Annotated in this window: 22 protein-coding genes and 1 pseudogene; 11 read left to right on the top strand and 12 right to left on the bottom strand. The window is 64.6% G+C overall.

Translation table 11 applies throughout. The features are described from left to right. Positions 1 to 21: 21 nt before the first annotated feature. Positions 22 to 519: a pantetheine-phosphate adenylyltransferase gene (gene coaD, locus AX729_RS32775; protein WP_061028230.1), complete on the bottom strand. Its 498-nt coding sequence runs from the start codon at positions 517 to 519 to the stop codon at positions 22 to 24. Positions 520 to 789: 270 nt separating this feature from the next. Between coaD and AX729_RS32770 the strand changes: the two genes are divergently transcribed. Then, on the top strand, positions 790 to 1,047 hold the full coding sequence (locus tag AX729_RS32770; protein ID WP_061028229.1) for a hypothetical protein: 258 nt from the start codon (positions 790 to 792) through the stop codon (positions 1,045 to 1,047). A 120-nt stretch (positions 1,048 to 1,167) separates the two neighbouring features. Here AX729_RS32770 and gyrA read toward each other — a convergent pair whose 3' ends face one another. Continuing rightward, positions 1,168 to 3,903 carry a DNA gyrase subunit A gene (gene gyrA, locus AX729_RS32765; RefSeq protein ID WP_061028228.1) on the bottom strand — a complete coding sequence of 912 codons (2,736 nt, stop codon included), beginning with the start codon at positions 3,901 to 3,903 and terminating at the stop codon, positions 1,168 to 1,170. Between the two features lie 181 nt (positions 3,904 to 4,084). After that, complete coding sequence (locus AX729_RS32760; protein ID WP_061028227.1) at positions 4,085 to 4,483, bottom strand: DUF2306 domain-containing protein; 399 nt, start codon at positions 4,481 to 4,483, stop codon at positions 4,085 to 4,087. A 56-nt stretch (positions 4,484 to 4,539) separates the two neighbouring features. Here AX729_RS32760 and AX729_RS32755 point away from each other — a divergent pair. Further along, positions 4,540 to 4,803: pseudogene (locus tag AX729_RS32755) on the top strand (phosphotyrosine protein phosphatase); the annotation flags it as partial. A 14-nt stretch (positions 4,804 to 4,817) separates the two neighbouring features. Here AX729_RS32755 and AX729_RS32750 read toward each other — a convergent pair. After that, the gene (locus AX729_RS32750) at positions 4,818 to 5,312 is read right to left on the bottom strand and encodes a single-stranded DNA-binding protein (protein WP_061028226.1); all 495 of its coding nucleotides are present in this window, start codon (positions 5,310 to 5,312) and stop codon (positions 4,818 to 4,820) included. 434 nt (positions 5,313 to 5,746) lie between these two features. On the opposite strand from AX729_RS32750, the gene AX729_RS32745 reads away from it, so the two are divergent. From AX729_RS32745 to AX729_RS32720, 6 genes are all read left to right on the top strand, one after another. After that, positions 5,747 to 6,496: an outer membrane protein gene (locus AX729_RS32745; RefSeq protein ID WP_061028317.1), complete on the top strand. Its 750-nt coding sequence runs from the start codon at positions 5,747 to 5,749 to the stop codon at positions 6,494 to 6,496. A gap of 234 nt (positions 6,497 to 6,730) precedes the next feature. Next, a complete protein-coding gene (locus AX729_RS32740; protein WP_061028225.1) occupies positions 6,731 to 7,420 on the top strand; it encodes an outer membrane protein in 690 nt (229 codons plus the stop codon). Positions 7,421 to 7,561: 141 nt separating this feature from the next. Then, positions 7,562 to 8,335: an outer membrane protein gene (locus AX729_RS32735; RefSeq protein ID WP_061028224.1), complete on the top strand. Its 774-nt coding sequence runs from the start codon at positions 7,562 to 7,564 to the stop codon at positions 8,333 to 8,335. A 313-nt stretch (positions 8,336 to 8,648) separates the two neighbouring features. Next, entirely contained in the window at positions 8,649 to 11,633 is a 2,985-nt protein-coding gene (uvrA, locus tag AX729_RS32730; RefSeq protein ID WP_061028223.1) for an excinuclease ABC subunit UvrA, read from the top strand. A gap of 49 nt (positions 11,634 to 11,682) precedes the next feature. After that, on the top strand, positions 11,683 to 12,246 hold the full coding sequence (locus AX729_RS32725) for a DinB family protein (RefSeq protein ID WP_061028222.1): 564 nt from the start codon (positions 11,683 to 11,685) through the stop codon (positions 12,244 to 12,246). Positions 12,247 to 12,283: 37 nt separating this feature from the next. Continuing rightward, entirely contained in the window at positions 12,284 to 12,916 is a 633-nt protein-coding gene (locus AX729_RS32720) for an HAD-IA family hydrolase (protein WP_061028221.1), read from the top strand. Between the two features lie 54 nt (positions 12,917 to 12,970). Here AX729_RS32720 and AX729_RS32715 read toward each other — a convergent pair whose 3' ends face one another. Next, entirely contained in the window at positions 12,971 to 13,540 is a 570-nt protein-coding gene (locus AX729_RS32715) for a TetR/AcrR family transcriptional regulator (RefSeq protein WP_245325482.1), read from the bottom strand. A 150-nt stretch (positions 13,541 to 13,690) separates the two neighbouring features. Between AX729_RS32715 and AX729_RS32710 the strand changes: the two genes are divergently transcribed. Together AX729_RS32710 and AX729_RS32705 are read left to right on the top strand one after the other, a co-directional pair. Further along, entirely contained in the window at positions 13,691 to 14,812 is a 1,122-nt protein-coding gene (locus AX729_RS32710) for an alpha/beta hydrolase family protein (RefSeq protein ID WP_063817323.1), read from the top strand. A gap of 29 nt (positions 14,813 to 14,841) precedes the next feature. Continuing rightward, complete coding sequence (locus AX729_RS32705) at positions 14,842 to 15,687, top strand: DUF3313 domain-containing protein (RefSeq protein ID WP_245325484.1); 846 nt, start codon at positions 14,842 to 14,844, stop codon at positions 15,685 to 15,687. Positions 15,688 to 15,764: 77 nt separating this feature from the next. On the opposite strand, the gene AX729_RS32700 is transcribed toward AX729_RS32705, so the two are convergent. From AX729_RS32700 to AX729_RS32675, 6 genes are all read right to left on the bottom strand, one after another. Then, positions 15,765 to 16,718, bottom strand: a complete 954-nt coding sequence (locus AX729_RS32700) for a YVTN family beta-propeller repeat protein (protein ID WP_061028218.1) — start codon at positions 16,716 to 16,718, stop codon at positions 15,765 to 15,767. 2 nt (positions 16,719 to 16,720) lie between these two features. After that, positions 16,721 to 17,284 carry an SRPBCC family protein gene (locus tag AX729_RS32695; RefSeq protein WP_061028217.1) on the bottom strand — a complete coding sequence of 188 codons (564 nt, stop codon included), beginning with the start codon at positions 17,282 to 17,284 and terminating at the stop codon, positions 16,721 to 16,723. A gap of 834 nt (positions 17,285 to 18,118) precedes the next feature. Beyond that, positions 18,119 to 18,886 (bottom strand): AAA family ATPase, encoded by a 768-nt coding sequence (locus AX729_RS32690; protein WP_061028216.1) that lies wholly within the window; start codon positions 18,884 to 18,886, stop codon positions 18,119 to 18,121. Between the two features lie 90 nt (positions 18,887 to 18,976). After that, positions 18,977 to 19,837 carry a PCC domain-containing protein gene (locus tag AX729_RS32685; RefSeq protein WP_061028215.1) on the bottom strand — a complete coding sequence of 287 codons (861 nt, stop codon included), beginning with the start codon at positions 19,835 to 19,837 and terminating at the stop codon, positions 18,977 to 18,979. Positions 19,838 to 19,846: 9 nt separating this feature from the next. Next, the gene (locus AX729_RS32680; RefSeq protein ID WP_061028214.1) at positions 19,847 to 21,454 is read right to left on the bottom strand and encodes an acyl-CoA synthetase; all 1,608 of its coding nucleotides are present in this window, start codon (positions 21,452 to 21,454) and stop codon (positions 19,847 to 19,849) included. 105 nt (positions 21,455 to 21,559) lie between these two features. Then, entirely contained in the window at positions 21,560 to 22,057 is a 498-nt protein-coding gene (locus AX729_RS32675; protein WP_061028213.1) for a hypothetical protein, read from the bottom strand. Between the two features lie 93 nt (positions 22,058 to 22,150). Between AX729_RS32675 and AX729_RS32670 the strand changes: the two genes are divergently transcribed. Then, complete coding sequence (locus tag AX729_RS32670; protein WP_061028212.1) at positions 22,151 to 22,510, top strand: hypothetical protein; 360 nt, start codon at positions 22,151 to 22,153, stop codon at positions 22,508 to 22,510. A gap of 70 nt (positions 22,511 to 22,580) precedes the next feature. Here the strand turns inward: AX729_RS32670 and AX729_RS32665 are convergent, their stop codons facing one another. Further along, positions 22,581 to 22,979, bottom strand: coding sequence for an SPW repeat protein (locus AX729_RS32665; RefSeq protein ID WP_061028315.1), 399 nt, complete (start codon positions 22,977 to 22,979; stop codon positions 22,581 to 22,583). Positions 22,980 to 23,024 lie beyond the last annotated feature (45 nt).

The following is a 23,024-nucleotide window of genomic DNA, read 5'->3' as shown; positions in this document are numbered from 1 at the left end:
GGATGAGAAAGAAGCGGGCCGTTATCCGGCGAATTTGGACTTGAGCTGTGCCGCGACCTGCGGCGGGACGAAGGCCGAGACATCCCCGCCCATGCCGGCGATCTGGCGCACCAAAGTGGCGGTGATCGGGCGGACCATCGGAGAGGCCGGCAGAAAGACCGTATGCACCTCCGGCGCCATGGCCTCGTTCATGCCGGCGAGCTGCATCTCGTAGTCGAGATCGGTGCCGTCGCGCAGGCCCCGGATCATGATGGTGGCGCCGTGCTTGCGCGCCGAGGTGACCGACAGATCATCGAAGGTCACGGCTTCGAGCACGCAGCCGGCCTGGGCCGTCACCGGCCCGCAGACGTCGTGCAGCATCTTCAGCCGCTCCTCGGTCGAGAACAGCGGCTTCTTGCCGGGGTGCACCCCGATCGCGACAATGAGCCTGTCGCACAGCGAAACGCTGTGCCGGACCACGTCCAGATGGCCGTTGGTGATGGGGTCGAAGGAACCCGGGTAGAAGGCGATGCGCGACATGGCCCCGTCCTACCGCGCCCGGCCCCGCCCGGCAAGCCGGGCGGGTTCCTTGGCCGTTTCCCTGCCCGTGATCCGGAAATGTCTCACCGTACATGTCGGCAAAGGCCGCTTTGTTTCGTCCTCGGGGCAGCCACGAAACAAAACGGAGCGAGAACGAAACCATTTCCCGCTCCGGCGAAGACGTCCGGAAACTGGCCATGGTTACTAATCCGGTCAACGAATGACGGGCCGCACACTGGGCGTGAGCGGCCGCACCACAGGGGACCGTCAATGATCAAGACCCTTTCAGCGATCGCACTCTCTGCATGTGTTGCCGCGGCTCTCACCCTCCTGCCCGGCTTCGCCCCCACCGTCGAAGCCAGCGTGCCGCAGCCGCTGGCCAAGAGCGACCGACTGGATATCCGCACCATCGGCAAGGATTGCTCGCAGCAGGCCTGGCCGAACTTCGAGGCCTCGTGCCTGCGCAAGGCCGGCACCAAGGCGAACGTCCGCGAGGCGCGCCTCGTGACTGCTGATCGGACCCCGTAGTCGGCGCGACGATGGTGCATCAGGCGGGTCCGAATTCCTGGGCCCGAAGGGAGCACGGGCGTCATACGGAAAACCCGCCAAGCATTCAGCGATCCCGAATAGGCTTTCCGGGCCTACCCGTCACTCCCCATTCGCTCCGTTGCCGTTCTCCGCCTCCTCCGTGATGTGCTCGACGGACACCACATGCTCGTCCTCGGCGGTGTCGAACACGATCACGCCCTGGGTCGAGCGGCCGGCGATCCGGATGCCTTCGACCGGGCAGCGGATCAGCTGGCCCTTGTCGGTGACCAGCATGATCTGGTCGGCGTCTTCCACCGGGAATGAGGCCACCAGGTTGCCGTTGCGGTTGTTGACGCTCATGGCAACGATGCCTTTGCCGCCGCGGCCCGTGGTGCGGTACTCGTAGGACGAGGTCCGCTTGCCATAGCCGTTGACCGAGACCGTCAGCACGACCTGCTCCTGCGCCGACATCTCGACATAACGCTCCTGCGGGAGCTGGAAGCTGCCGGAGGTCTCCTCGGCCTCGGCATCTGCCGTGGCTGCGTCGTCAGTTGCGGCTTCGCCGGCGACCGCACGGCGCATCTTCAGGTAGGCCGAGCGCTCGTCCGAAGTGGTCTCGACATGGCGCAGGATCGCCAGCGAAATCACCTTGTCGCCCTCGCCGAGAGCGATGCCGCGCACGCCCATCGAGGTGCGCCCGGTGAACACGCGCACGTCGGTGACGGGGAAGCGGATGCACTGGCCGCCGGCAGCGGTCAGCAGCACGTCGTCGTGCTCGGTGCAGATCTGTACGTCGACGATCGCCTCGTTGTCGTCGAGCTTCATCGCGATGATGCCGGAACGGCGGACATCGACGAAGTCGGACAGCTTGTTGCGCCGGACGTTGCCGCCGGTGGTGGCGAACATCACGTCGAGGTTACCCCAGGTCGATTCATCCTCCGGCAGCGGCATGATGGTGGTGATGCGCTCGCCCTGCTCCAGCGGCAGGATGTTGATCATCGCCTTGCCGCGCGCGTTAGGCGCCGCCATCGGCAGCCGCCAGACCTTTTCCTTGTAGACCTGGCCGCGCGAGGAGAAGAACAGCACCGGCGTGTGCGTGGAGGCCACGAACAGCCGGCTGACGAAATCCTCGTCGCGGGTCTGCATGCCGGAACGGCCCTTGCCGCCGCGGCGCTGGGCCCGATAGGCCGACAGCGGCACGCGCTTGACGTAGCCGGCATGCGAGACGGTGACGACCATATCCTCGCGCTGGATCAGGTCCTCGTCCTCGACCTCGCCCTCCTGCTCCATGATCACGGTGCGGCGCGGCGTGGCGAACTCGGCCTTCACCTCGGCAAGCTCGGTCTTGATGATGCCCAGCACGCGCTCGCGCGAGCGCAGTATGTCGAGATAATCGGCGATCTCTCCGGCGAGCTTGTCGAGCTCGTCGCGGATTTCGTCACGGCCGAGCGCGGTCAGTCGCTGAAGGCGCAGATCGAGAATGGCCCTCGCCTGCTCCATCGAGAGCCGGATCGTGCCGTCCGCACTGATGCGGTGACGCGGATCGTCGATCAGCGTCAGCATGTCCTCGACGTCCCGGGCCGGCCAGTCGCGCGACATCAGGGTGTCGCGGGCGGTGGTCGGGTCTGGCGAGCTCCGGATGACGCGGATCATCTCGTCGATATTGGCGACAGCGATCGCGAGACCGACCAGGATATGCGCCCGATCGCGCGCCTTGGCGAGCAGGTACTTGGTGCGCCGCGTGACGACCCGCTCCCGGAAGTCGACGAAGATCGACAGCAGGTCCTTCAGGTGCATGATCCGCGGACGGCCGCTGTCCAGCGCTACCATGTTGACGCCGAAGCTCGTCTGCAGCGGCGTGAACCGGTAGAGCTGATTGAGCACGACGTCGGGCACCGCGTCGCGCTTCAGTTCGATCACGACGCGATAGCCGTCGCGGTCCGACTCGTCGCGGAGGTCGGCGATGCCCTCGATCTTCTTGTCCTTGACCAGCTCGGCGATGCGCTCGACCATCGTCGCCTTGTTCACCTGGTAGGGAATCTCGGTGATGATGAGCGCCTCGCGCTCCTTGCGGATGCTTTCGATCGCGACCTTGCCGCGCATGACGATCGAGCCGCGGCCGAGGTGATAGGCGGCGCGGATGCCCTGCCGTCCGAGAATGACGCCGCCGGTCGGGAAATCCGGGCCCGGCACGATGTTGATGAGCTCGTCGATGGTGAGCGCGGGGTTGTCGATCAGCGCGACGCAGGCGTCGATGACCTCGCCGAGATTGTGCGGCGGGATGTTGGTGGCCATGCCGACCGCGATGCCGCCCGCGCCGTTGACGAGGAGGTTCGGGAACTTGGCCGGCAGGACTGACGGTTCGGTCTCGTTGTTGTCGTAGTTCGGCTGGAAATCGACGGTGTCCTTGTCGATGTCGGCCAGCAGAGCCAGCGCCGCCTTGGTCAGGCGCGCCTCAGTGTAACGATAGGCAGCCGGGGGATCGCCGTCGACCGAACCGAAATTGCCCTGGCCGTCGATCAGCGGCACGCGCATCGAGAAGTCCTGCGCCATGCGGACCATGGCGTCGTAGATCGACTGGTCGCCGTGCGGGTGATACTTACCGATGACGTCGCCGACCACGCGGGCGGACTTGACGTACTTCTTGTCGGGTGTGTGCCCCTGCTCGTTCATCGAGTACAGGATGCGGCGGTGCACCGGCTTCAGACCGTCGCGCGCATCGGGCAGCGCCCGCGCCACGATCACGCTCATGGCGTAGTCGAGATAGGACTTCTTCATCTCCTCGAAGATGGAGACGGGGCGAATGTCCGAGGGTTGCGCCGGCTGGTCGCCGGGCTTGTTGTCGTCGTCAGCCAAGGGGGAATCCGGTGAGGTTTTATCTGGGAATCATATAGCGCATCGGGACCCGGATAACCACCCTCGCAGGGTCCAGGGGAAGCGCTTTTTCCCTTCGTTTTTTCATGTACTTACCGGGCAAGCCGGAAGCGGTTTCCGCACCCGGGCGGCCCCACGCCGGGGGCGCCGATTCCGGCCGCAGCTATGGCCCGAAAATCACCGTATGCATGATCCGTCCGGGCATGAACGTGAACAGCCCGGCAATCACGAGTGCGCCGAAGAAGATCGAGATCATCGTGATCTTGTGGCGACGGACATTGCGGGTTCGCGCAGCCATCACGCCGAGCGCCAGCATCGCCAGCGCAAAGATCGAGAGCAGATGGATCGGACTCCACGGCCCAACCAGACGAATCTCGTGGATCCAGAACGAGCTGAGCGCCACGACGAGCATCAGCGCAACCCAAAGCCAGCCCAGAGCCCGATGTGGCAGCTTTCCCTTGGGGGCGGCGAGCTGGATCACCCCGAGGAAGAACGCAGCTGTTGCCGCGAAGGCATGCAGCGGGATCGCCGGAGCGGCATCAAGCAGCGGCGCAAGGCTCACGGGGCGCGTTCTCCGGGTCGGCCGAAGCCGGCCACGCAACCAGGATTACACAAGGAATCGAGACCGACTCGGCCGGCATTTCGAACGGCGCGGAGGTGTCGTTGTCCTCCGAGAAGATCGAATGGGCTGACATCATCTTCGTCATGGAAAAGGCCCACCGTAACAAGCTGAACCGGAAATTCCGCTCCAGCCTGAACGGCAAGCGGGTCATCTGCCTCGACATTCCCGACGACTATGAATTCATGGATCCCGACTTGGTCCGGATCCTCGAAAGCCGGGTCGGCCGTTTCCTGTCCGAGCCGACTCTTCGCCAGCGCTAGAACGGGATCCAGCGCTAGAAAGGGATATCGTCGTCCATGTCGTTGTTGCGGCCGCCGCCGGCGGCAACGGGACGGCGCGGCGCGCTGCTGACGGGACCGGAGGAGCCGAAATCGCCGCCAGGCTCGTCGCCGAAGCTGCCGCCTCCTCCGCCGCCGCTGCGGCCGTCGAGCATGGTCAGCGTCGAGTTGAAGCCCTGGAGCACGACTTCGGTCGAATACTTCTCGACGCCGCTCTGGTCGGTGTACTTGCGGGTCTGGAGCGCGCCCTCGATGTAAACCTTCGCGCCCTTCTTCAGATACTGTTCGACGATCTTGCAAAGCGGCTCAGAGAAAATCACGACACGATGCCACTCGGTCTTTTCCTTGCGCTCGCCGGTGTTCTTGTCGCGCCAGGTCTCCGACGTGGCGATGCTCAAATTCGCGATCGGACGCCCGTCCTGGGTGCGGCGGATTTCAGGATCCTTGCCGAGATTTCCAACCAGAATGACCTTGTTGACGCTTCCCGCCATCGCCGCTCTCCGCTCCGAATACCGCTGAATCTCAAAGGCGAGTCCCGCTGCCCGCGTTCCTCTCCGCCCTGCTGACGCGACCCTATACGCTTGCGGGCTCCAATCAGCCCGCCGCACCCTGGGTTATCCCCACATATAGCATCGCCCACGGCTTCGTTCCAGATTTGTTCTTGGCGCCAGAAACAGTCCAGTCCATTCGGTTGCGCGAAAAAAAAGCGGAACCCGATGGAACTTTTTTGGGTTCCCGAGAAACAGGAAAAATCCTTAACATTCATAAACTTGGAACCGATTCAATCAGTCGGCGAGTGTTGCATTTCGGAGACGGACGCTGACTGATTCCTGGGCTACGTTGCCCTCGGAATGAACGCTATGGGCGTCGCGCCTAACCGCTTCGGGGATTTTGCATGAAGCGGACAACTTGGAGGGCAATGGAAATGAAGAAGAGCTTAGTAATTGCAATCGGGGCCGCTGCGCTGGGCCTCTCCGCTCAGGCAAACGCCGCGGATCTCGCCGCTCGCCCGTACACGAAGGCACCGATGGTTGCGCCCGCGCCGATCTATACCTGGACTGGTTTCTATGCCGGTATCCAGGGCGGCGGCGGCTGGGGCAGCAGCGACGAGGTCTTCTTCGGCGCGCCGAATGCGGTGGGCTTCGCCGGAACGCAGGACTACGACATCAGCGGCGGCTTCGTCGGTGGCGTGTTCGGTTACAACTGGCAGGTCAACAATGTCGTGTTCGGTATCGAAGGCGACTACCACTGGGCCGACATCAACGGCCGCTCGGCCGTGGTCAACGCCGGGCTTGGTGACACCTACTTTACCAAGATCCGCGGCTTCGGCGACATCAAGGGCCGCTTGGGCTATTCGACGGGACCCGCGCTCTGGTTCATCAGCGGCGGCGCCGCCGTTGGCGACATGCAGCACCGCTACGACGGCATTCCCGGCAACGTCTTCGCGCGGAACGACTGGCGCTGGGGCTGGACCATCGGCGCCGGCGCGGAATACATGTTCGCTCCGAACTGGTCGGCCAAGGTCGAGTACAACTACATCGATTTCGGCAAGACCACGATCCAGTACACGCCCGTCGTGACCAATCGGTCCGAGTGGTCCGATACCGTTCACACCGTCAAGGTCGGCGTGAACTACCACTTCAACTGGGGCGCTCCTGTCGCCGCGCGGTACTGAGAACAGCGGACATCAACCATCAAAAGGCCGGCTCGCGCCGGCCTTTTTTTTGTCGAGTTCCTCAATGGGAACAATGAGTCAGCAGGTCTGCCGCATTTTGCGGCCGTTGTGGCTTTTCGGAGACACAACTTGCAGCTTTGGTGGTGTAGATACGGCGTCAGTTGGGCCGTTCGAGTCCGCTTCCTTTCCGTCACTGGAAGGCAACAACAGAAACTGGGACTGGGTAAGTTGAAAATGAAAAAGGTTTTGCTGGCTTCGGCCTGTTTGTTCGCTCTCGCTGCTCCGGCTTCGGCCGCCGACCTTGCAGCGCGCCCCTACACCAAGGCTCCGATTGCTCCGGCTGCCGTCTACAACTGGACCGGGTTCTATCTCGGTATCGTCGGTGGCGGTGCCTGGGAAGCCTCTTCGGGCGACCCGAAGATGCAGGGCGGGTTCGTCGGCGGCACTGCCGGCTACAACTGGCAGACCGGCAACGTCGTGTTCGGTATCGAGGCTGATGGTGCGTGGGCTGACGTCAGCGCCTCGGCGGCTGGCACGGTTTTCGTCGCCGGCGTCGGTGGCATCCCCGCCTCTGTGTCGTCCAAGACCGACGCGATGGGCACCGTGCGCGGCCGTATCGGCTGGGCCGTCAACAACGTCCTGCTGTACGGCACCGGTGGTTACGCCTGGATCGACAACAAGGTCACCGCCACCTTGGGCGCCGCCTCGATCTCCGACAGCAAGTGGCACTCCGGCTGGACCGTCGGTGCGGGCGTCGAAGCGTTCTTCGCTCCGCAGTGGTCGGTCAAGGGCGAGTACCTCTATCGCAGCCTCGGCGGCGAGACCTATTTCTCGGGTACCGTTCCCAGCGGCACGCTCAACCTCCACACCGTGCAGGTCGGCGTGAACTATCACTTCGGCGGCCCGGTCGTCGCGAAGTACTGATTACTGCTGACGTTGCATCGTCACGAAAGGCCGGCCTCGCGCCGGCCTTTTTGTTTTCGCGGCCACCCCTCCCGATTCGTCAACGCTTTGTGGGCGCCACATCGCCCACGACGGCAAGGCGCGAAGCGTTGGGGACGTGACATGCAGACGTGGTTGATCCAGGCGTTCAAGACGACGGCAGCACTGGCTGCGGTCGGCCTTTGCACAATCGCCACCGCCGAAGCCGCGGATCTTCCGCTCTATGCGAAGGCGCCGGCGGCGCCGGTGGTCGGCCATGACTGGACCGGCGTCTATGCCGGCATCAACGGCGGCGGCGGGTTCGGTCACACCTGCTGGAGCATCGTCAATGCGCTCGGCGCAACCATCGATCCGGCCGTCGGCGAAGGCTGTCACAATGCCGATGGCGGCACAGTCGGCGGACAGATCGGCTATCGCTGGCAGAAAGCACGCTGGGTGTTCGGCCTCGAGGGCCAGGGCAACTGGGCCAGCTTCAAGGGCAGCAATGTCAGCGTGGCGCTGGCACCGCAGACCAACCAGACGCGGATCGACGCCTTCGGCCTGTTCACGGGGCAGATGGGTTATACCGTCAACGGCCTGCTTCTCTATGGCAAGGCCGGCGCCGGGGTGGCTCATGCCAAATACGAGACATTCTTCCCGGGCGGCGTGCCGGTGTTCAACAGCGTCGAGCGGACCCGCTGGGGCTACACGCTCGGCATCGGCATGGAATGGGCCTTCGCCGAGAACTGGTCCGTTGGCGGCGAGTACAACCATGTGTTCCTCGGCCATCACACCGCGGATTTCGCAACCGTTCCCGGTGGCGCACTGGCCCGCAGCGACCGGATCGGCCAGGACATCGACATGGGTCTGATCCGCGTCAACTACCGCTGGGGCGGACCGGTCGTCGTGAAATACTGAGCCTGGCGCGCTCAACTCGCTTTTCTCTGCAGGAACCTCCAGGCCTGCTCACATGCGGTCTCGCCCTCCGCATCGCGACGCGACCAAAGGACCGGACTCGCGCCGGCCCTTTGCGCGAATCGGCCCCCCTGCTGCCAGATGCCGCCAGCGCGCCAACTATCCGTTGACGATTCCCAACTGCCTCTGGAAATCCATTCCCGTTCTTCCTACGTTCACTGACATACCCATCGGCGCCGATCCCGGTTCCGGGCGAAGCGCGCCCTGACCTCGGGCGCGGCTCGCGCCGTTGGGCTTTCCTTTGAGGGCCAGCGGGATGGACGAAGTGATCAAGGCCAAGCGCCAACAACAGAACGCGGGCTCCAGCCTGCGCGCAATTACGATCCGCGGCGCACGCGAGCACAACCTCAAGAACATCGACGTCGAGATCCCCCGCGACAAGCTCGTGGTGTTCACCGGCCTCTCCGGCTCCGGCAAATCCTCGCTCGCCTTCGACACCATCTACGCCGAGGGCCAGCGCCGCTACGTCGAATCGCTATCGGCCTATGCCCGCCAGTTCCTGGAGATGATGCAGAAGCCTGACGTCGACCAGATCGACGGCCTGTCGCCGGCGATCTCGATCGAGCAGAAGACGACCTCGAAGAACCCGCGCTCGACCGTGGGCACCGTCACCGAGATCTACGACTACATGCGCCTGCTCTGGGCGCGCGTCGGCGTGCCCTATTCGCCGGCCACGGGCCTGCCGATCGAGAGCCAGACCGTCTCGCAGATGGTCGACCGCGTGCTGGCCCTGCCCGAAGGCACCCGCCTCTATCTGCTCGCGCCGGTCGTGCGCGGCCGCAAGGGCGAGTACCGCAAGGAGCTCGCCGAATGGCTCAAGAAGGGTTTTCAGCGCGTCAAGATCGACGGCACCTTCCATGAGCTCGCGGAGGCGCCGACACTCGACAAGAAATTCCCGCACGACATCGACGTCGTGGTCGATCGCATCGTCGTGCGAGCCGACATCGGCCAGCGCCTCGCCGAGAGCTTCGAGACCGCGCTGAAGCTCGCCGAGGGACTCGCCGTCGTCGAGTTCGCCGACGCGCCGGCGGCTGCGCCTGCGGACGAGAAAGAGAAAAAGAAGACCGCGAAGATCCACGACAAGAGCGGCCCCGAGCGCATCCTGTTCTCGGAAAAGTTCGCCTGTCCGGTCTCCGGCTTCACGATTCCGGAGATCGAGCCGCGCCTGTTCTCGTTCAACAATCCCTATGGCGCCTGCCCGGCCTGCGGCGGCCTCGGCGTCGAGCAGCATGTCGACGAGGACCTCGTCATCCCCGAAAAGGACCTGACGCTGCGCAAGGGCGCGATCGCGCCCTGGGCCAAATCGTCATCGCCCTATTACGTGCAGACGCTGACCGCGCTGGGTAAGCATTACAAGTTCACGCTCGACACCAAGTGGAAAGACCTGCCGAAGAAGACGCAGAACGCGCTGCTCTACGGCTCCGGCGAGGACGAGATCAAGTTCTCCTACGAGGACGGCGTCCGCTCCTACGACACCAGGAAGCCGTTCGAGGGCGTCATCACCAACATCAACCGCCGCTACCGCGAGACCGAGAGCGAGTGGGCACGCGAGGAGCTGGCGAAGTATTTCCACGACGTGCCCTGCGAGGGCTGCAAGGGTTTTCGCCTCAAGCCCGAGGCGCTCTGCGTCAAGATCGGCGGCAAGCACATCGGCGAGATCTCGGAGCTGTCGGTCAAGAAGGCCGGCGAATGGTTCGAAGGCGTGCCCGATGCGCTGAACAAGCAGCAGAACGAGATCGCCGGCCGCATCCTGAAAGAGATCCGCGAACGCCTTACCTTCCTGCTCGACGTCGGCCTCAACTATCTCACGCTGTCCCGCTCCTCCGGCACGCTGTCGGGCGGCGAGAGCCAGCGCATCCGCCTCGCCTCGCAGATCGGCTCGGGCCTGACGGGCGTGCTCTACGTGCTCGACGAGCCCTCGATCGGCCTGCACCAGCGCGACAATGCCCGCCTGCTCGACACGCTGAAGCGGCTGCGCGACCTCGGCAACACCGTGGTCGTGGTCGAGCATGACGAGGACGCCATCCGCCTCGCCGACTACGTCCTCGACATCGGCCCCGGCGCCGGCATGCACGGCGGCAACATCGTCGCCGAAGGCACGCCCGCCGAGATCATGCGCAACCCGAAATCGCTGACCGGCAAGTACCTCACCGGCGAGCTCGAGGTCGAGGTGCCGGAGCGGCGCCCGCCGAACCATCGCCGCACCATCAAGGTGGTGAACGCGCGCGGCAATAACCTCAAGAACGTCACGGCGGAGATCCCGCTCGGCCTGTTCACTTGCGTCACCGGCGTCTCCGGCGGCGGCAAGTCGACGCTGCTGATCGACACGCTCTACCGCGCCATCGCCCGCAAGCTCAACAACGCCAGCGAGGGCGCCGCGCCGCACGACCGCATCGAGGGCCTCGAGCACATCGACAAGATCATCGACATCGACCAGTCGCCGATCGGCCGCACCCCGCGCTCGAATCCGGCAACCTATACCGGCGCCTTCACGCCGATCCGCGAGTGGTTCGCCGGCCTGCCGGAGGCGAAAGCGCGCGGCTACGAGCCGGGCCGCTTCTCCTTCAACGTCAAGGGCGGCCGCTGCGAGGCGTGCCAGGGCGACGGCGTCATCAAGATCGAGATGCACTTCCTGCCCGACGTCTACGTCACCTGCGACGTGTGCAAGGGCAAGCGCTACAACCGCGAGACGCTCGAAGTCCTGTTCAAGGGCAAGAGCATCGCCGACGTGCTCGACATGACCGTCGAGGAAGCCGCCGACTTCTTCAAGGCGGTGCCACGCGTGCGCGAGACCTTCCAGACCCTGCACCGCGTCGGCCTCGACTACATCCATGTCGGCCAGCAGGCGACGACGCTCTCGGGCGGCGAAGCCCAGCGCGTCAAGCTCGCGAAGGAGCTGTCCAAGCGCGCCACCGGCCGCACGCTCTACATCCTGGACGAGCCCACCACCGGTCTGCACTTCCACGACGTCAAGAAGTTGCTGGAGGTGCTGCACGAGCTGGTCGCGCAGGGCAACACCGTCGTCGTCATCGAGCACAATCTCGAAGTCATCAAGACCGCCGACTGGGTCATCGACCTCGGCCCCGAAGGCGGCGACGGCGGCGGCGAGATAGTGGCGTGGGGCCCGCCCGAGGACATCGCCAAGGCGCCGCGGAGCTATACGGGCAAGTTCCTGGCGCCGGTGCTGGAGAAGGCGCGGAAGCCGAAGCGGAGGCGGACGACGAGCGAGGCGGCGGAGTAGGTTGCGCGCCCGGAATGTGTCGACGCACATGTCTGAAGGAGAATGAGCCTTGCCTGCCGGACTTGTGCAAACCTATCGCGCGTTCGCCCATAATAATGCCTGGGCAAACCATCGGCTGCTCACTGCTTGCGCTGCTCTGCCTCAGATTGATTTCGAAGCCAAGCGGACCGGGTTCTTTCCAAGCCTGCAGCGCACGCTAAACCACATCCATGTCATTGACCTCTTCTATGTCGATGCATTGGAGGACGGATGGTTGGGCCCGGCGGCCTGGAAGAACGAGGTGCCGTACCCTTCCCTTGCCGCGCTCAAGCCCGCGCAAGCCGCGGTCGACGAGCGCTTGATTGCTGTCTGCGATGCATTGACGCCCGAGATTCTCAACTCCGTTGTGAGGATCAACCGCGACACGGCCGTTCAGACCGAACGCCGCGACCGGCTGCTCATGCATCTCTTCCAACATCAGATTCATCATCGCGGACAGGCGCACGCCATGCTGTCCGAAACGAGCGTCGCACCGCCTCAGCTTGATGAATTCTTCGCGGAAGGAGAGGCACCGCTCCGCGCCAGCGAATTTGCAGAATTGGGTTGGACCGAAGACACTGTGTGGAAATTCTAGTTCAATAACTGGATGAACGAACCGATATTCCCTTCACGTGACATACTCTCTCGCCATCTTCGATCTCGACGGCACGCTGGCCGACAGCTTTCCGTGGTTCCTTCGCACCATCAACGACGTCGCAGATCATTTCAATCTTCGTCGCGTGAAGGATGAGGACATCGAGGAGCTGCGGCATGCGTCGAGCCGCGAGATCCTGGCACGGCTCGAGGTGCCCTTGTGGAAGCTGCCGGCGATCGCGCGGCATGCGCGGCGGTTGAAGGCGGAGGCAACTGGCGAGATATCGCTGTTCGACGGTGTCGAGGCCATGCTGCGGACGCTGGCCGGAAACGGCGTGCAGCTCGCGCTGGTGACATCCGACAGCGAGGCCAATGCGCGGGAGAAGCTCGGGGAGGCCGCGGCGCTGTTTTCACATTTCGACTGCGCGGCGTCGCTGTTCGGCAAGCCCGCCAAATTCCGCCGTGTCATCCGCCGTGCCGGCGTCGAGCCTGCCCGGGTGATCTCGATCGGCGACGAGGTTCGCGACATCGAGGCTGCTCGCGCCGTAGGCATCGCTTGCGGCGCGGTATGCTGGGGCTATGCGGCGCCCGCGGCGCTGCGGGCGCATGCACCAGACCACACGTTCGAACAATTGGACGAGATCGTACGGGCGTTGTGCCCGCCGCGGTAGCACCGATACGCACGCTGACGCACTTCGTACGATCGGCCGTCAGTCGCGCACGAGTCAGTCTTGCGCGAGCACGCCCCTTCCGATCTCCTGCTCCAGGCATGCAAAAGCCTCTTTCAGGTAAATGGCGAGAGGTCGCTTCCCCTGGTCGCGGTTCCAGTTATCGATCGCAAGACGCAGTGCGCCGACCGACATCATGGCGACCATGCGGAGCGCAGGTTGCCGCCTGGCCTGCGGCCACATCTGGCAGAGCGCGTCGAAGACTGCTTGTTCTTTCTCTACATATTTCGCCTGCTGTCGTATGCGAAGCGACTCGTTCGCGCACATCAGGCGCTCGATCACCTTGGTTTGCTTGTAATCGACGGGAAAGCGGGCCGTCAGCTCCAACAGGGCGTTCTTCACGACCGTGAGAGGTGACTGCTTGGTCGATTGCTCCAGCACGGCGGCTCGCAGGGTCTCGTTGAAACCACCGTCTTGCCACGCCAGGAGGATCTCTTCCTTGGACTTGAAGTAGTAGAAGAACGTCCGCCGCGAGATTCCCGCCGCCTCCGCGATCGCGTCGAGCGTGGTGGCGTCGTAGCCCTTGGTCAGAAACAGTTTCAGGCCTTGCTCGGTGATGCGATGCAACGTTTCGCGCCGCTTCCGTTCGCGCAGGCCCTCCTCCTTTCGTGGCGAATTTTTCATCGCCTGTTTCTGCCATGAAATCGACCAGTTTGCAAAATTACACTAAGTGCAATTGAAACTTGCACTCGGTGCGGGTTTACGCAAGGTGCATTCATGGTGAACCGGTTGGGCGGCGACACTTCCACTTGGCATGTTCGAGCCGCCGCCGCGCGTAGCGCCGGCGATGCAATCGCCTCGGAAAAGATGACGCGACGGCGTTTCGGCGCCGCGCTGCTCGCCGTCGCAGTCACAGCCGCCGTTGCGGCGCCTCCAGCGCAAGCGCAGTCCGCCCCGCCCGCCTTCATCGACTTCGACTGGGTCGATCCCGCGCGTTCGCGGGCCGTTCCGGTGCGCCTGCATTGGCCGACGAGTGTCACGCCGGGATCCCGCGTACCGCTCATCGTGTTCTCCCATGGCCTGGGTGGCTCCCGCCGGGGTTACAGCTATCTGGGACGATATTGGGCGGCCCGTGGCATTGCGAGCTTGCACGTCCAGCATGCGGGCAGCGATTCGTCGCTCTGGCGAGGCAATCCTCTCACCGTCGTGGACCGCTTGCAGCGAGCGGCTCATGAGAGCGAGGCGCTGGCGCGGGCCAGGGATCTGCACTTCGCCCTGAACCTCGTGCTGTCGAGCCCCTACGGCGCCCAGGTCGACCGCCGGCGTATCGTAGCGGCCGGACATTCATATGGCGCGAACACGGCCCTGCTTGCGGTTGGCGCACGCGTGATGCGCGAAGGGCGGTGGGTCGAGGCCCGCGATCCGCGCTTCTCGGCGGCGATCGTCATCTCTGCCCCGCCGTTCTACGGCGAGTCCGATCTTGCCTCGGTCCTGGGCAAGATCGCCGTTCCGAACCTGCACGTGACCGCGACGAACGACGTCATCGAGATCCCCGGATACCACTCGCCTGCTGCCGATCGACTGGCTGTCTTCAACGCCATTGCCGAACCGCGCAAGCTGCTTGCCGTGTTCGAGGGCGGTTCGCACAGCATCTTTACCGATCGCTCGTTCACGGGTGGTCCGGCTCTCAATCCGAAAGTGAAGGCGGCGACGGCAGAACTCACTCTGGCTTTCCTCGATCTGGCCTTCGACGGCAACGAGACGACGCTGGCGCGTTGGAACGTGACCTGGCAGCCAATCCTGGCATCGGCGCCCGGCGCCGCGCCGCCTCCCGTTCCGGTCGCGCGTTCCCGGCGCTTGGCCCAGAGGGCGGCGATCGATCTTGCTGCCGCGCCATGAAATGGCCTGTCGTCGCGACCTTGAGCTTGATGGCTGCCGGTTGCGCCACCGCACCGCTGGAGCGGTCCGGGTCCCTGGCCTCTTACGACAATCTGACGCCGTCCGACGGTGTTCTGACCAAGTCGCAGGTTCGGATCGACAAGGCTGACGTTCTCGCCGCGAAGACTGCGCGTATCGAGCCAACTGCGTTCGCGGTCACCGCCGCCAGCCAGCCGTTCTCCGAACGGCAGCGCAGCCTGATCAAGAATGCGATGAACCGAGCCATGTGTCTCGCGCTGAGCGAGCGCTTCCGGATCGTGGCACCGACGGAAACCGCGGACTTGAACGTTCGGGCGGTCATCACCCACATTGCGCCGACCGATGCGACGGCAGCCGGTGTCTCCAAGGTCGCGAGCGTTGTACCGTCTATCGTTGCTCCCGGTGTGCCCATCCCTGTACCGCGGCTTCCGATCGGACTTGGGAGCCTGTCCGTAGAGGCCGAGGCCCGTGATCGCAGCGGCAATCAGAAAGCGGCCATGATCTGGGCGCGCGGAGCGAATTCCTTCACCAGCGCGCCGCGCGCATCGAGCGACGGGGATGCCTATGATCTCGCTGGCGCTTTCGGAGATGATTTCGGGAAGATGCTTGTTACCGCCGAGAGTCCATTCGGGAAGGTCTCGGCGCCGCCATCCATCGGCAGACTGCAGGCCTCTCTCGGTGGCGCGCCCAAGGAGGCGATCTGTGAAACGTTCGGGCGAGCGCCGGGACTGATTGGATTGGCCGGAGAGAGGATTGGGCTGCCGCCGGATTGGACCGACAAAGGTGCGCCGGGCAACGCAGTCTCGGAAGCGGCGGTTACCGATCAGGCCGCCCCTCCGCCAACTGATGAGCGCTGACGGGCGTTCCTGAATGAGCGATCGGCAGCAGCTTCATGCCGCGTCGCCGTTTGGAAAGCTGCCGCGGGTTTGACGAACTACTCCGACTTCCGCAAGAACGCCCCGAACGCGCGCGGGCCGTCGCCGGTCTTGACCTCGCCGACCACCTTCAACTCGGCTGCATCGATGATATGAAGCGTGTTGCTTTCCCAGCAGGCGACGATGATGCGCTTGCCGTCGGCGGTTGCCGCAATGCCTTCGGGATAGTCGCCGACCGCGATGCGCTTGATCGGCTTCAAGCTCGCGAGGTCGAACACGCTGACCGTGCCGCCATATTGATCGGTCACGAAGCCGCGGCCCTGCGTCAGCGCCACCGCATAGGGCCGCATCCCGGCCTGCACGCGGCCGATCTCTTTGCCTTCGGAAATGTCAATCACCGAGACATCGTCGGAGCCGACATTGGCAGTGTAGGCGCGTCTTCCCTCCGCGTCGATGGTGATGCCGAACGGACGCGTACCAACCTTGATGATCGCCTTGCGCTGGCGCGTCGCGGTGTCCACCACAGAGACGCTGTCGTCGTCGCGATCGGCCGAGAGCAGCAACCTGCCATCCGGGGTCACGGCGAGGCCCGATGGCGAGGCGCCGACCGCGATGCTGGCCGTGACGCTGCGCGAAGCCGTGTCGATCACCCGCACCGCGGCGGCATACCAGTCGGCCACATAGACGGTACGGCCATCGGGTGAGACGGCAATGCCGAGCGGCCCGCCGCCGACCTCGATCCGCCCCGCGACTTGCCGCGCGGCCGCGTCCACCACCGTCACTGCTTTGGCGTCGGGGCTGGTCACATAGGCAAAGCGTCCGTCTGCACTGACTGCGACGCCCGCCGGCTTGCCCCCGATCGGGATGGTCGAGACCGCGCGAGCACTCGCGAGGTCCACGACCAACAGATCGTCGCTGAGCTGGTTGGTGACGAACGCCTCTTCAGCTAACGCGCCGCCGGGACCGACGAGGCAAAGGCTGCCGGCGAACGCCGCCAGGAGCAGCGCCCGCACGATCAGCTGCCGCTCTCGATCTTCTTCTTGAGCGCCTCGAGCCCTGCCTTGTACAGCCCACTCACAGCGGTCCTGGCGGCCTCGTCGCTCAGCTCCGGCGGCGGATCGTTGTTGGGATAGCCGCGATAGAACGCGCCAGCCCATTCCAGCTTCGCCTTGCCGTCCGGCGCCGGCGATACCGTCAGCGTCGAGGAATAGTTGGTCACCGGCAGCACCTTCACGTCGACCTTGGTGATCCGGTACGAATAGCTGAGCATGTCGGGCTCGTATTTGTAGAGCTCCTCCTCGACCGTCCCGCCGCCCGTGAGCGTCAGCGTTCGCGTCGCGCCGATTTCGTTGCCCTTCTCGCCCGTGGTCTTGGTGACGGGCTGGAGCCAGCTCATGTCCTGGAAATTGCCGATCACCGCCCAGACCTTGGCCGGGGGCGCGTTGATCTCGATGGACTCCCTCACCTTCTGCCGCGTCGGCCCGTGCGCCCAGACCGGCTCGAAGGCGGCGATCAGAGTCATCCCGGCCACCGCCAGCGCCGCCACCCCGGCGAACGCCGGTCCCATCGTCATCCGCATGTCGTTTCCTCACTCTTTTCGATCTGCGCGACTTGAGGCGCGCTGAGACCATCGTAGCGCATTTTTGGACCATGGGGAGACCTGTTCGTGGCGCAGCTGTGGCGAGGGGCGCGGCCCCCCCATCCACACCATTCCTTGCGTTGCCGACGGGCAAAACACGCCAGACCACGGTCAACTCCCGCGGGCGGAAAAATTTCGCTTTACTAGAATTCGGAATTATCGCATGTTTTGGCCACCCCAACCCGGGCCGAGGGGCGGATCGCGATCGTCACGAACGCGGGATGGGAATGTGGTGGACGCGGGCAGCGTCGTGCGCAGGCGGTTTGCAGGGCGGGTCACACCGTGAGCAGCCGAGGCGCGCACACGACGGGCGCAGCCTGCGTACGGCAAAATCGTGTGGTCCCGGCGCCCGGGGTCTGTGCGCCAAGGCTTGCGGTGACGTTGCGGCCCGACCGGGTTCGCACCGTCGCTCATCCGCAAGGCGACGGGGGCAATAGTGCATCGCTCCCCGAGGAGATCACGACATAAGCCGTAAACCCACTGCGCAGGGAAGGCCGGACATTTGGCTTCACCTGTACGCCGCTGTGCATCACTTCCAGCGCAATTCGCGCACAGCGGACCGCGGGTGCCAGCCGGCGCCCGGCCTTCCCTGCGCCCTCGGCACTTTCGAGGGTGATGACGACCGCAAAGCTCGGGCACGACGTGCCGCGAGAACGGGAAACTGCGTCCGCACCGAGGCGAATGTCGATCGAGGCGACGCCAATGCCACTCACTCCGTCATTGCGAGCGCAGCCAATGACGGTGGAGAGACCGAGTGTCGGACGCCCGTCTCAACTACTCCGCCAGCGTTGCCTCCACGAACCCGCGTGGATCAGCACAAAACTCCCGCATCACTCGGTAATGATCCGTCTGTTCGACCGTCGTCGGCTCCAGGCCGTATTTCCCGAGCCGCAACAGCCGCGCGTTGGGATAGGCCATCAGCATCGGCGAATGCGTCGCCATGATCACCTGGCAGATGCGGGACTCTTCCATGCGGCGCAGCAGCTTCAGGAACTCGATCTGACGCGCCGGCGACAGCGCCGATTCCGGCTCATCGAAGATGAAGATGCCCTGGCGTTGGCAGCGTTCTTCGAAGAAGCGCAGGAAGCCTTCACCGTGGGAGTGCGAGAGGAAATCGGGGCCAGCCTGGCCGGCGTCCCGTGCGGCCTTGTCCAGATATCGCGCAACCGAGAAAAAGCTCTCGGCACGAAAGAACCAGCCATTGGTGATCTTCGGCAGCCAGCTCGCGCGCAGCGCCTTCGAGAGTTGGCCGCCCATCTTCTCGCGCGCTTCGGAATGATCGACCGGCATGTAGCCCTTGCCGCCACCGGCATCGTCATACCCGGCGAGCGCCGCGATGCCCTCGAGGATCGTCGACTTTCCGGTGCCGTTCTCGCCAACGACGATCGTGATGGCCGCGTCGAAGTTGAGCTCGAAATCATCGGGGAAAATGGGCAGGCAAAACGGATAGGCCTCGCGATCGCGAACTTGCGACGGATCGAGCCAGACCCGCTTCAGATATGGCGCAGGCAGGTTGATCGTCCGATTGCCTCGTCGTGCCATTGCCCGCCCCTGAAAGCTCCATTTGAACATAACGGGAACGCAAGAGTTGCGAAAGCGGTATCTGCACCCACCCGTCCGAGCCTGACAGGCTTACTCCAGCGCCTCCAGCACCAGCTCCATGGTCATCAGCACGGGATTGTCGCCGCGGATCAGGCGGCCCTCGGCGATGCCGCCAGTGTAGTCGATCAGGGCAACATCGAGCGTGGCTTCCAGCTCACCGGAAGCGCCGGGCGCGATCGCACCGGCCGTGATCGCCAGCTCGGTGGCGAACGGCTCGGTGACACCGCCATGGGTGAAACGCGCGCCGATGGTCGAGCCGACGCCGCCGTGAATTTTCGCACGCGCGATGCCGTGTGCACGGCAGAAGTCCTCGAGGCCGCCGGCAAAATCCCGATTGGGCCGCAGCCGCAATGCGAAGCTGCGGCTCGTCGTACGCGCGCCGGTGCTCGCGACCGCGATGGGCCCGAACAGCTTGAAATTGGTTTCCGGATCGGGCTCTGCGGTGAACATCGCGCCATCGACGCCGAACGCCTCGACCTCGAAGGGCTCGGCCACAACGGTCTCGTCCGGCAGCATGTGGCCACCGCTTGCCTTGCCGTCGGCCTCGGTCCAGAGCCCATGGCAATGAAAGAACGGCGCGCGGTCCCGCACGCCCAGCGTCATGCTGCCGAGCCTCAAGCGCGTCACGCCTTCGGGCCGATACGTGTCGCTGTAGAATGCCGCGTTCTCCCCGGTCTTCGACAGCGCCGGCATGACATAGGCGAACGGCCCGAGCGCACCGCGGCGGAAATTCAGCACGCCGCCGGCAAATCCCTCTGCCGCAAAGCCGCGACGTGCAGCGTCCAGCAGCGGCAGACCTGCCTGAAGCGTGAAGGAAAAGGCCCGCCCCCTCGCCTCCACCCATTGGATGCGTTCGGCGACGGGCGGGCCCGGCTGCTTGATGCTGCGCATGACGCCTGCTCAGCTGGCCTTGATCTTGTCGAGATCAAGCAGCCCGCGCGCCTCGAGCTCGTCGCGCACCATCCGCTTCGGCACCTTGCCGTAGCCGGACTTGGGCAGCGCCTCCCAGAAGAAAAACCGCTTCGGCATCTTGTAGCGCGGCACTTTCGGCGAGAGGAACGCCGCCATCTCCGCTTCGCTCACGGGCTTCGCGCCTTCGCGCGCGACGCAGACAGCTATTCCGACCTCGCCCCAGGTCGCATCGGGCACGCCGAGCACGGCGACCTCGCCGACCGCAGGATGCGTCAGGATCTTCTCCTCGATCTCGCGCGGATAGATGTTGGAGCCGCCGGAGATGTACATGTCGGACGCCCGTCCCGTGATGTAGACGAAGCCCTCCTCGTCCATGTGGCCGAGATCGCCGGTGCGGAACCAGCCGTTGCGAAACGCCTTCGCATTGGCTTCCGGGTTGTCGTAGTAGCCGGCGAACACCGCAGGCCCGATCACGCAGATCTCGCCGCTCTGGTTCGCGGCAAGCTCCCGTCCCTCGTCGTCCTGGATCGAAACCTGCATGCCGGTGCGCTCGAAGCCGCAGGTGCCGATCTTCACGTGCGGGCCGTCCTCGGGATCGTGCAGCGCGGCCGGCAGCACGGTGATGTTGCCGGTGACCTCGCCGAGGCCGAAATACTGCACGATCACCTTGCCGAGCTTCTTCAGCGCCGCCTTCTGGTCCTCGCGATACATCGGCGCGCCGGCATAGATCACCTGACGCAGCGAGGAATGATCGTATTTATCGGCCGCGGGATGCTCGATCATCATCTTGAGGATCGTCGGCACCGTGAAGAGATTGCTGACACGATGGGCCTCGATCAGGCGGAACGCTTCGTTGATGTCGAATTTTTCGGTCGGCAGCAATACGGTGCGCGCGCCGCGCGCGGTCTGCATCAGCTGGTGCACGCCGGCGCCGTGCGACAACGGCGCCACCACCAGCGAGGCATCCTGCTCCGTCACGCCGGGCGTCAGATCGGCGAGATGATTGGTCACCACGAACCCCATCTGGCCGTGGGTCAGCACGGCCGCCTTGGATCGGCCGGTGGTGCCGGAGGTGAAGAAGAACCAGCAGGGATCGTCGTGTTCGACCGCGACGTTCTCGACTGCCGTTCCTGCCCGCGAGGCCATGGCCTCGGCAACCGACATATCCGCGAATGGCGCCTTGCCGTCGATGCTCCAGGTGAACTCCAGCGCGCCGCCGCTCACGGCCGCCGCGTGCTCGGGAAAATCAACATGGCACAGAAACGCCTTCGCGCCGGAGGCCTGCGCGAGATAACTGACCTCGTCCGGCATCAGGCGGAAATTGGTGGGCACCCAGATCGCGCCGAGCCGGAACGCGGCGAACATCGAGACGAACATCTCCTCGCCGTTCTTGGAATGGACCAGGATGCGATCACCCTTGGCAATGCCACGCGCGGCGAGTGCGGCCGCCAGCGCCGAGACCTGCGCATCGATCTCGCGCCAGGTCCAGGACTTGTCACCCCAGACGAAGCCGGGGCGCGATCCATGCCGCCGCGCGTTCTGGGTCAGCATGTAGGCGAGATTCATGACGCGGCGGGACATGCGCAGGGGCTGCATCGGGCTTCCTCTTCGACGGCGGGCGGCACGCGAGCGGCCCGCTCATTGCGGCCCATTTATCGCCATCGCCAGCGCCCCTGCAAGGCCAGCGGCAGCGGAGCTGCCCTAAGGTTGCTTGAACGCAAACGGCGTCGCCGTGATGGCCTTCTGCTTGACGCATGCCTGCGCACCAAAGCCGCCGCAGAAGCTGCCATGCAGATCGAAGCGGACGGTGCGGGCGGCGCCGCGCTTCACCGCGGGGGCCATGATCCTGTAGCGGAGGACATGGCCGCCAAACACCTCGCGCACACTGCCGTCCGGCAGCGTCACCAGGATCTTCATGACGCAGCCGCCGGTTCCGCAATAAGTCGTCTCGCGGTCGCCGCATTTGGTGTCCTGGAAATCGACGATGTAGTCCTCGTGGCCATCGCCGGTGAGGTCGATCTTGCGCACGGTATCGGGCGCGAAGGTCACCTTCCCGCCCTGCTGGCTTTCGCATTCCTCATTGGCGTACCGCAGCGCCGTCTGCACGCCCGGTGGATAGTCGGCCGGATTGAACGGTTTTGCTTCGTCGGCCCGCGCGCTGGCCATGAGCAAGGTGAGCAAGAGGATCAGATATCGCATTGGCGTTGGTCGCAGCCATGATCGCAATCGTTCAGGGAATTTTAAACATGATCAGCGCACCCTTCAGCCGTCTCCGCGTACAGAGTGCATGTCATGATCAAAGCGCCCGCCACCCTCCTGCTCGCGCTGGCGCTCGCCGGATGTGTCGTGTCCCCGCAAGCGCACATGGCCTCAACTTCTGCCTTCAAGCCTGCACGCTATGCTTGGGATGGCGCCGGCGAGGATCCCAATCGGCCGCGTGCTGCCTCGCGCACGACGCGTGCTGCGGCGACATCCGAGCACAGCGGGTCGCAAGCCGGGCTCGCGCCCTATTCGAAAGAATGGTGGCACGCGCAGGACGGCATCGAGGCCGAGCAGGATGCCAGGGTCAACCGCTCCCTCGTCATCTGCCAGGGCTGCCTCCGCCCGCAACCTCAGGCCGAAGATTCCAGGCTCGCCAAGGCAACCGAATGAACCGAACGGCCTCCAGGTCGGAAACCACAGGCCCGCTGCCGTAGCTCGCGAGCCCGCCGATGCCGAGGGCCTATTGCCCGTGCTTGAGCATATCCTGGTCGTTCAGATCCCAGTCCTGCCACAGCAGGAATATGCCCAGCAGCACCACCACCGCACCGAGGCTCGTGTGATAGATGCTGAGGAAGCCGTCGCTGGAATAGCCGATCACGTAGGGCGAGGCGATGAGCCACAGTCCAACCAGGATCGTCGCCACCTCCTGCCAGCGCTGCAAAGCGACATATTCGAGCTGGCTGATGCCAAACACGACCAGACCGATCGCGACCGTATTCAGGACCGCCGTCTGGTTTCCGGCGATCGCGGACTGATCCTGGGCGGGGAACCACGGCGAAGCGACGATCAGCGCGCCCACCAGCATTCCGCACCAGTCTTCCCATGTTCGATGAGTCTTCAAGAAGCCAAAGTCCGACATCGTACCCTCCTGCAATAGAGGCATACGTCTGCGGCTGGCGATCAC

Origin of the sequence: Bradyrhizobium sp. CCH5-F6, assembly GCF_001556045.1 — a bacterium.
Classification (GTDB): Bacteria; Pseudomonadota; Alphaproteobacteria; order Rhizobiales; family Xanthobacteraceae; genus Bradyrhizobium.
Note: the sequence above shows the minus strand (reverse complement) of the source record. Positions and strands in the feature narration are given on the sequence as shown.

Excerpts from the sequence above, each read along its gene's own strand:
- AX729_RS32740 (WP_061028225.1), top strand. The coding sequence starts at position 6,731 with ATGAAAAAGGTTTTGCTGGCTTCGGCCTGTTTGTTCGCTCTCGCTGCT.
- AX729_RS32710 (WP_063817323.1), top strand. The coding sequence starts at position 13,691 with ATGGTGAACCGGTTGGGCGGCGACACTTCCACTTGGCATGTTCGAGCC.
- uvrA (WP_061028223.1), top strand. The coding sequence starts at position 8,649 with ATGGACGAAGTGATCAAGGCCAAGCGCCAACAACAGAACGCGGGCTCC.
- AX729_RS32750 (WP_061028226.1), bottom strand. The coding sequence starts at position 5,312 with ATGGCGGGAAGCGTCAACAAGGTCATTCTGGTTGGAAATCTCGGCAAG.
- AX729_RS32770 (WP_061028229.1), top strand. The coding sequence starts at position 790 with ATGATCAAGACCCTTTCAGCGATCGCACTCTCTGCATGTGTTGCCGCG.
- AX729_RS32665 (WP_061028315.1), bottom strand. The coding sequence starts at position 22,979 with ATGTCGGACTTTGGCTTCTTGAAGACTCATCGAACATGGGAAGACTGG.
- AX729_RS32670 (WP_061028212.1), top strand. The coding sequence starts at position 22,151 with ATGATCAAAGCGCCCGCCACCCTCCTGCTCGCGCTGGCGCTCGCCGGA.
- AX729_RS32695 (WP_061028217.1), bottom strand. The coding sequence starts at position 17,284 with ATGCGGATGACGATGGGACCGGCGTTCGCCGGGGTGGCGGCGCTGGCG.
- AX729_RS32675 (WP_061028213.1), bottom strand. The coding sequence starts at position 22,057 with ATGCGATATCTGATCCTCTTGCTCACCTTGCTCATGGCCAGCGCGCGG.
- AX729_RS32680 (WP_061028214.1), bottom strand. The coding sequence starts at position 21,454 with ATGCAGCCCCTGCGCATGTCCCGCCGCGTCATGAATCTCGCCTACATG.
- AX729_RS32735 (WP_061028224.1), top strand. The coding sequence starts at position 7,562 with ATGCAGACGTGGTTGATCCAGGCGTTCAAGACGACGGCAGCACTGGCT.
- AX729_RS32705 (WP_245325484.1), top strand. The coding sequence starts at position 14,842 with ATGGCTGCCGGTTGCGCCACCGCACCGCTGGAGCGGTCCGGGTCCCTG.
- AX729_RS32685 (WP_061028215.1), bottom strand. The coding sequence starts at position 19,837 with ATGCGCAGCATCAAGCAGCCGGGCCCGCCCGTCGCCGAACGCATCCAA.
- coaD (WP_061028230.1), bottom strand. The coding sequence starts at position 519 with ATGTCGCGCATCGCCTTCTACCCGGGTTCCTTCGACCCCATCACCAAC.
- AX729_RS32745 (WP_061028317.1), top strand. The coding sequence starts at position 5,747 with ATGAAGAAGAGCTTAGTAATTGCAATCGGGGCCGCTGCGCTGGGCCTC.
- AX729_RS32690 (WP_061028216.1), bottom strand. The coding sequence starts at position 18,886 with ATGGCACGACGAGGCAATCGGACGATCAACCTGCCTGCGCCATATCTG.